Source organism: Pseudomonas fluorescens group sp. (assembly GCF_020093335.1).
Taxonomy (GTDB): Bacteria; Pseudomonadota; Gammaproteobacteria; order Pseudomonadales; family Pseudomonadaceae; genus Aquipseudomonas; species Aquipseudomonas petroselini.
In genome coordinates this window covers 1-7,006 of record NZ_JAIOKW010000076.1, presented here as the reverse complement: position 1 = coordinate 7,006, position 7,006 = coordinate 1, and the positions used below count along the sequence as shown (strand labels likewise).

Sequence of the window (7,006 nt, the reverse complement as noted above, 5' to 3'; positions counted from 1 at the left end):
TGGTTCCGCTCTTACAGCGGGTCACTTTTGGCAAACGCCCCAAAAGTAACCAAAAGGTCTTCGCCCCACCACTCGGTGCCTCGCCTAGGCTCGGCATGCCCTCACTCCGGCTTTGGAGCGTGGGCCGCCGCGATGGGCCATCCTTGGCCCAGCGCGGCTAACCCGGCGTCCTGCCGGGTTACCCACGCTCCAAAGCCTGCGTTCGGCCAGCGTGGTTTTACGGGGCGCCGAAGATCAAAAGCCAAAGCAGGGCGCGGCGGCCTTAGAGCCGACCGGTATTGCGATTGTCGATCGCGGTTCAAATGTGGGAGGGGGCTTGCCCCCGATGGCGGTGTGTCTGTTGATGCCTCTTTGGCTGTCCCAATGCTATCGGGAGCAAGCCCCCTCCCACAATTTGATCTCCATGCATCAGGTAGATATCAGTCCGCGGCTAACCCGGCGTCCTGTCGGGTTAGCCACGCTCCAAAGCCTGCTTTCGGCCAGCGTGGTTTTACGGGGCGCCGAAGATCAAAAGCCAAAGCCAAAGCAGGGCGCGGCGGCCTTAGAGCCGACCGGTATTGCGTTTGTCGATCGCGGTCCAAATGTGGGAGGGGGCTTGCCCCCGATGGCGGTGTGTCTGTTGATGCATCTGTGGCTGTCCCACTGCTATCGGGAGCAAGCCCCCTCCCACAGTTTGATCTCCAAACATCAGGTAGATATCAGCCTGCTTTTGATCTGCTTTTGATTTTGATCTCAGGCGCCCCGTCAAACACGCTGGCCGAACGCAGGCTTGAATCCGTGGGTAACCCGGCAGGACGCCGGGTTAGCCGTCCTGGGCCAAGGATGGCCCATGACGGCGGCCCACGGATTCAAGCCGGAGTGAGGGCACACCGAGCCTAGGCGAGGTGCCGAGTGTTGGGGCAAGAGCGTTTTGCTTACTTTTGCGCTCTTCAAAAGTGAGCCGCCGTAAGGGCGGAACCATAAGCGGCCGTTACCCTGATAACGGATATGTACACGACCAAAGGCCACCCATGGAAAAGTCAACGTTACGCAAACTAGGAATGCTCGCGGTATTAACCGTCGCCATAGGCCTGATCATCTACACGGTCCAAGCCCCCGCTGACACCCCGCAATACCTGACCGCCACCGCCGAACGCGGCGATATCGAAAACGCCGTCCTCGCCACCGGCCTGCTCGAAGGCATCAAGCAAGTCGACGTCGGCGCCCAAGTCTCCGGCCAATTGAAGTCCCTCAAGGTCAAGGTCGGCGACAAGGTGAAGAAGGGCCAATGGCTCGCCGAAATCGACCCACTGATCCTGCAAAACACCCTGCGCAAAGCCCAGGTCGACGAAGAAAACCTCCAGGCCCAACGCCGTGCGACGGCGGCCCAGCTCAAGCAAGCCAAGTCCGTGTACGAACGCTACAAGGGCCTGCAGGACGACGAGTCGGTATCGCGCCAGGACTTCGAAGACGCCGAGTCCACCTTCCAGGTCCAACAGGCCAACCTGTTGTCCCTGGATGCCCAGATCAAGAGCGCCCATATCCAGATCGACACGGCCAAGGTCAACCTGGCCTACACCCGTATCGTCGCGCCCATCGACGGCGATGTGGTCGGCATCGTCACCCAGGAAGGCCAGACCGTGATCGCCAGCCAACTGGCGCCGGTGCTGCTCAAGTTGGCCGACCTGGACACCATGACCGTCAAGGCCCAGGTCTCCGAAGCGGATGTGATTCATATCAGTCCCGGCCAGCAGGTTTACTTCACCATCCTCGGCGAGGCCGACAAACGCTACTACGCCAAGCTGCGCGGCACCGAGCCGGCGCCGCAGAATTTCCTTGAAACCCAGGCCGCCGGCACGCCGAAGCAGAACACCGCGGTGTTCTACAACGCGCTGTTCGATGTGCCCAACCCCGACCACCGCCTGCGCATCGCCATGACCGCCCAGGTGCGTATCGTGCTCGACACTGCCCAGGCCGCGTTGATGGTGCCGGTGGCGGCGCTTGGCGCACGCAACAACGATGGCAGCTACCCGTTGCGGGTGCTGGACGCCAAGGGCAAGGCGGTTTCGCGGGATGTGAAGACCGGGATCAACAACAACGTCAAGGTGCAGATCCTCGACGGCCTGGCCGAAGGCGACAAAGTGGTGATCGGTGACGCCACGCCGGCCGTGGCGGGGAACTGACGCATGACCCAGCCACTGTTGGAACTCAAGGGCATCACCCGTAGTTTCATGGCCGGCGAGCGTGAATTCATCGCGCTCAAGGGCATCGACCTGACGATACATGCCGGGGAAATGGTCGCGATCATCGGTGCCTCAGGCTCCGGGAAGTCCACCCTGATGAACATCCTCGGCGGCCTGGATTACGCCACGGCGGGCAGCTACAAGATCAATGGCATCGAAACCCGCTCGCTGGGGGACGAGCAGTTGGCCGAACTGCGCCGCGACTACTTTGGTTTTATCTTCCAGCGCTATCACTTGCTGGCGCACCTGAGTGCCTTGCACAACGTGGAAATGCCGGCGATTTACGCAGGCACACCGGAAACCGCGCGGCACAGTCGCGCGCGGGAATTGCTCACGCGCTTGGGCCTTGCGGGCCATACCACCCATCGCCCCAGCCAGCTCTCGGGCGGGCAGCAGCAACGGGTGAGTATCGCCCGAGCGTTGATGAACGGCGGCGAAGTGATCCTCGCCGATGAACCCACCGGAGCCCTCGACACCCACAGCGGCAAGGAGGTGATGCGCATCCTCGCCGAGCTGCACGCGGCCGGGCACACGGTGATCATCGTCACCCATGACCCCAAGGTCGCGGCGAATGCCCAACGTATCGTCGAGGTGAGTGACGGCGAGATTGTCAGCGACAAGGCCAACGACGGTGTCGGCCTGGAACTGCCCAGCGACACCCCGATTGAGCCCAGGCGCAGCGGCGCCCGGCGCTTGGTGGCGAGCCTGGGGTTGTTCAAGGAGGCGTTCAACATGGCCTGGGTCGCGCTGGTGTCCCATCGCATGCGCACCTTGCTGACCATGCTCGGCATTGTCATCGGCATTACCTCGGTGGTGTCGATCTCGGCCATCGGTGAAGGCGCCAAGCGCTATGTGCTCAAGGACATCCAGGCGATCGGCAGCAACACCATCGATATCTTTTCCGGCACCAGTTTCGGCGACAGTCGCGCCTCGGCCATCGAGACCTTGATGCCCTCGGATGTGGACGCGTTGAACCAGCTGTATTACGTCGACAGCGCCACGCCGGTGGTGGGCCGCAACCTGTTGCTGCGTTTTGGCAATATCGACCTGGATGCGCAGGTCAATGGCGTCAGCGACCGCTATTTCAAGGTGAAGGGCCTGAAGCTCGAGGCCGGTATCGCCTTCAGTGAAAGCGACGCACGGCGTCAGGCCCAGGTGGTGGTGATCGACCACAACACCCGGCACCGTCTGTTCGGACCAAATGTCGACCCGCTGGGCCAGGTGATCCTGGTGGGGAACCTGCCGTGCACCGTGATTGGGGTGACTGCCGACAATAAAAACATGTTCGCCGCCAGCAAGGCGCTGAACGTGTGGGTCCCCTATGAAACGGCGGCGGGGCGCTTGCTCGGGCAGCGCCATCTGGACAGCATCACCGTGCGTATCAAGGACGGCCAGCCGAGCAAAGTGGTGGAAGACAACGTCAATAAACTCATGCTGCAACGCCATGGCACCAAGGATTTTTTCACCAACAACCTCGACAGCATCATGCAGACGGTGCAGAAAACCAGTCGCTCCCTGGCGCTGTTGTTGTCGTTGATCGCGGTGATTTCGCTGCTGGTGGGCGGTATCGGGGTGATGAATATCATGTTGGTGTCCGTCACCGAGCGTACCCGTGAGATCGGCATTCGCATGGCGGTCGGCGCGCGCCAGTCGGATATTCGCCAACAGTTCCTGGTGGAAGCGGTGATGGTGTGCCTGATTGGCGGGCTGATCGGGATCTCGCTGTCGTATGCCCTGGGGTTTCTGTTTTCGTTGTTTGTGAAGGAATGGGAGATGGTGTTTTCACTGGGCTCGATCATCACCGCGTTTGCCTGCTCGACGCTGATCGGCATTGTGTTTGGCTTTGTGCCGGCGCGGAACGCGGCACGGCTGGACCCGATTGAAGCACTGGCAAGGGATTGAGACCGGTCTGCCAATGAGGAGCAAATGTGGGAGGGGGCAAGCTCCCTCCCACATTGTGATCGGTGTTGTCTTAAAAACCAGCGGTGTCCTCAGTGGCATACATCCACCGCAACAGCGAATGCCGCCCACTGATCCCCAGCTTGATCGCCGCGCGTTTCAGGTAACTCTCGATGGTGTTGACCTTCAACGCCAACTGCTCCGCCAACTCCGGCGCGGTACGCCCGGCCAGCAGGCCCACGCACACCTCAAGCTCCCGCTTGGACAGGCTCAACCCCGATTGCACCAGGCGCTCTTCAATGCGTCGGCGCAGGGTTTCGATGCCTTGGTTTTCCGCCACCACAGGCTCGCTGCCCGTGCGGCATGGCTGGATCGCGCTGATGTGCTTTTCCACCATCGGCAATAGCAACGTGGAGAAGTCCTGCAGCATGCTGCGCTCCTGCGGCGAAAAGCTGTCGGACTGGTGTGAGCGATACACCGACAGCACGTAGCGCACGTTGTCCCTGCGGCGGGTGAGGTGCAGTTGGGCGGCGGGTTGTTCTTCGCCCAGTGGCGCGACCGAATCGGTGTAGATCGGGCTGATCTTGCGCTGGGTGTGGCCGTCGGCGCTGACCTGCAATTGCGTGATATGGGTGGCGTCCACTGCCAGTTGAGTGAGGATCAGGTCATGCAGCATGCGTGGGAAATGGCGACTGCCGGTGCTGGCGATGACCTTGCCAATATGGGGGAACAACTGTGAGTTCATCATTTCGTCCATGAGGCGTGCAGGCATTCGGCTTTATAGCGGCGGGGATTAAGATGCTAGCCAATGCGAATAACCTACCGTGATAGTCCTTCCCGCCGGAACCTATGCTAGTACAGCCTGGCGACGGGAAGGGGATCCAATCTGAAAAAATCGGATTAAATATTCACAAGCTTAGAAGGACGCGTAACAGTACGGGCGCACTTGGCCAGCGCCTGTTGCACATCCGCCAGCAGGTCGGCGATATCTTCCAGCCCCACCGACAAACGCACCAACCCTTCGCTGATGCCGTGCGCCGCACGCTCCTCCGGTGTGTAGGTGGAATGGGTCATGCTCGCCGGGTGCTGGGCCAGTGACTCTGCATCCCCTAGGCTGACCGCTCGCGTGAACACTGTGAGCGCATTCATGAAGCGCCGGCCGGTGTCGATCCCGCCCTTGAGTTCGAAGGCAATCATGCCGCCAGGCAGTTTCATCTGCCGTGTCGCCAGTTCGTATTGGGCGAAAGAGCGCAGACCGGGGTAAGTCACCCACTGCACGGCCGGGTGCGCCTGCAAGGCTTCGGCCACCGCCTGGGCATTGCTGCAATGGCGGTCCATGCGCAGGGCCAGGGTCTTGAGGCCGCGCATCAATAGCGAGGCGTCCTGGGGCGACATCACCGCGCCGGTCAGGTCCTTGAGGCCTTGCAGGCGAATACGCTGGGCCAGGGCCTGGCTGCTCACGGCGATGCCCGCGGTGATATCGCCGTGGCCGCTGAGGTACTTGGTGGCCGAATGCACCACCACGTCGGCGCCCAGGTCGAGGGGGCGTTGCAGATAGGGGGTGCAGTAGGTGTTGTCGATCACCACGGTGACGTTGGGCTGCTGATGGGCGAGGGCGGCCACGGCGGCGATATCCACCAGTTGCAAGGTGGGGTTGGCCGGGGTTTCGCAGTAGATCATACGGGTGGCGGGGCAGAGTGCCGCTTGCAGGGCGGCCAGGTCGGTGAGGTCGACATGCCGCACCTTGATACCGAACTCGCCGATGCCGTGGTGCAGTAGCGCGAAGGTGCAGCCGTACAGCGTCTGACTGACGATTACTTCATCACCGGGACGCAGCAGGGTCCAGAACGTGGCGGCGATTGCCCCCATGCCGGAACTGAAAGCCACTGCCGCCTCGCCGTTTTCCAACGTCGCCATGCGTGACTCCAGCAGTGCCAGGGTCGGGTTGGAAATGCGCGTATAAAAGTGGCCGGCGGCTTCGCCGGCAAAGCACGCGGCGCCGTATTCGGCGGTGGGGAATGCGAAGGTGGCAGACAGGTAAATCGGCGGTACGAGCGCGCCGTGATGGTCCTTGGGGTCGTAGCCGTGGTGGATGGCGCGGGTGGAAAAGCCGAATGTGTTGTGTTTATTGTTCATGTCGGGCGCTCCTTATTTCCTACAATGCTATGCTCATAACCAGAGATGAACTTTGCAATGTTTGCTGCCAATTCCCGCGTCCTGGGATGAAAATCGTCTAAAAATAACAATCAGAGGCACGTTATGCCCGTCAGTCTCGACCGCACCGATAAGGCCCTTTTAAACGCGTTGCAAGGCAATGCCCGACTCACGGTGGCGGAGTTGGCCGACCGCGTCTCTCTGACGACCTCACCGTGTTGGCGCCGGGTGCGCAACCTGGAGGAGAGTGGCGTTATCAGTGGGTATCAGGCGATCCTCTCGCCCAAGGCGCTGGGGTATGGGGTGACGGCGTTTGTCAGCATTATGATGGAGAGTCATACCCAGGAGATTGCCAGGGCGTTTGAGCAACGGTTGTTGGAGATTCCCGAGGTGGTGGCGTGTCATAACGTGTCGGGGCGCTATGATTTTTTGTTGGAAGTGGTAGCTAGGGATCTGGAGTCGTTTGGCGAGTTTGCGCGGGAGGTGTTGCAGACGCTGCCTTGCGTTAAGGAAATTTATTCGAGTTTTTCTTATAAGTCGGTGCGGGCTTTGCGGGTTATTCCGTTGCCGGGGTGATGGGGGTGTGTACATATCCATTACTTCGGTAACGACGGCCTGGAGCCGGCCGATTTCTTACTGTCGATCTCGGTCAAATGTGGGAGGGGGCTTGCCCCCGATTGCGGTGTGTCAGCTAATACATCTGCAAATGACACACCGCCATCGGGGACAAG

General features: G+C 60.8%; 5 protein-coding genes. 3 read left to right on the top strand and 2 right to left on the bottom strand.

The window, feature by feature from the left end; translation table 11 throughout:
- The first annotated feature begins 1,010 nt into the window (after positions 1 to 1,010).
- Together macA and K7431_RS30695 are read left to right on the top strand one after the other, a co-directional pair.
- Positions 1,011 to 2,162: a macrolide transporter subunit MacA gene (gene macA / locus K7431_RS30700; RefSeq protein ID WP_012723758.1), complete on the top strand. Its 1,152-nt coding sequence runs from the start codon at positions 1,011 to 1,013 to the stop codon at positions 2,160 to 2,162.
- Positions 2,163 to 2,165: 3 nt separating this feature from the next.
- Positions 2,166 to 4,124: a MacB family efflux pump subunit gene (locus K7431_RS30695; RefSeq protein ID WP_012723759.1), complete on the top strand. Its 1,959-nt coding sequence runs from the start codon at positions 2,166 to 2,168 to the stop codon at positions 4,122 to 4,124.
- 70 nt (positions 4,125 to 4,194) lie between these two features.
- Here K7431_RS30695 and K7431_RS30690 read toward each other — a convergent pair whose 3' ends face one another.
- Together K7431_RS30690 and K7431_RS30685 are read right to left on the bottom strand one after the other, a co-directional pair.
- Positions 4,195 to 4,866 (bottom strand): helix-turn-helix transcriptional regulator, encoded by a 672-nt coding sequence (locus tag K7431_RS30690; RefSeq protein ID WP_080567183.1) that lies wholly within the window; start codon positions 4,864 to 4,866, stop codon positions 4,195 to 4,197.
- 155 nt (positions 4,867 to 5,021) lie between these two features.
- Positions 5,022 to 6,257 carry a methionine gamma-lyase gene (locus tag K7431_RS30685; RefSeq protein ID WP_012723761.1) on the bottom strand — a complete coding sequence of 412 codons (1,236 nt, stop codon included), beginning with the start codon at positions 6,255 to 6,257 and terminating at the stop codon, positions 5,022 to 5,024.
- A gap of 123 nt (positions 6,258 to 6,380) precedes the next feature.
- Between K7431_RS30685 and K7431_RS30680 the strand changes: the two genes are divergently transcribed.
- Positions 6,381 to 6,851: an Lrp/AsnC family transcriptional regulator gene (locus K7431_RS30680; protein WP_012723762.1), complete on the top strand. Its 471-nt coding sequence runs from the start codon at positions 6,381 to 6,383 to the stop codon at positions 6,849 to 6,851.
- Positions 6,852 to 7,006: the final 155 nt, after the last annotated feature.

What these genes read in the sequence shown, in the direction of transcription:
- macA (WP_012723758.1), top strand. Translation starts at nt 1,011, where the DNA reads ATGGAAAAGTCAACGTTACGCAAACTAGGAATGCTCGCGGTATTAACC.
- K7431_RS30695 (WP_012723759.1), top strand. Translation starts at nt 2,166, where the DNA reads ATGACCCAGCCACTGTTGGAACTCAAGGGCATCACCCGTAGTTTCATG.
- K7431_RS30690 (WP_080567183.1), bottom strand. Translation starts at nt 4,866, where the DNA reads ATGAACTCACAGTTGTTCCCCCATATTGGCAAGGTCATCGCCAGCACC.
- K7431_RS30685 (WP_012723761.1), bottom strand. Translation starts at nt 6,257, where the DNA reads ATGAACAATAAACACAACACATTCGGCTTTTCCACCCGCGCCATCCAC.
- K7431_RS30680 (WP_012723762.1), top strand. Translation starts at nt 6,381, where the DNA reads ATGCCCGTCAGTCTCGACCGCACCGATAAGGCCCTTTTAAACGCGTTG.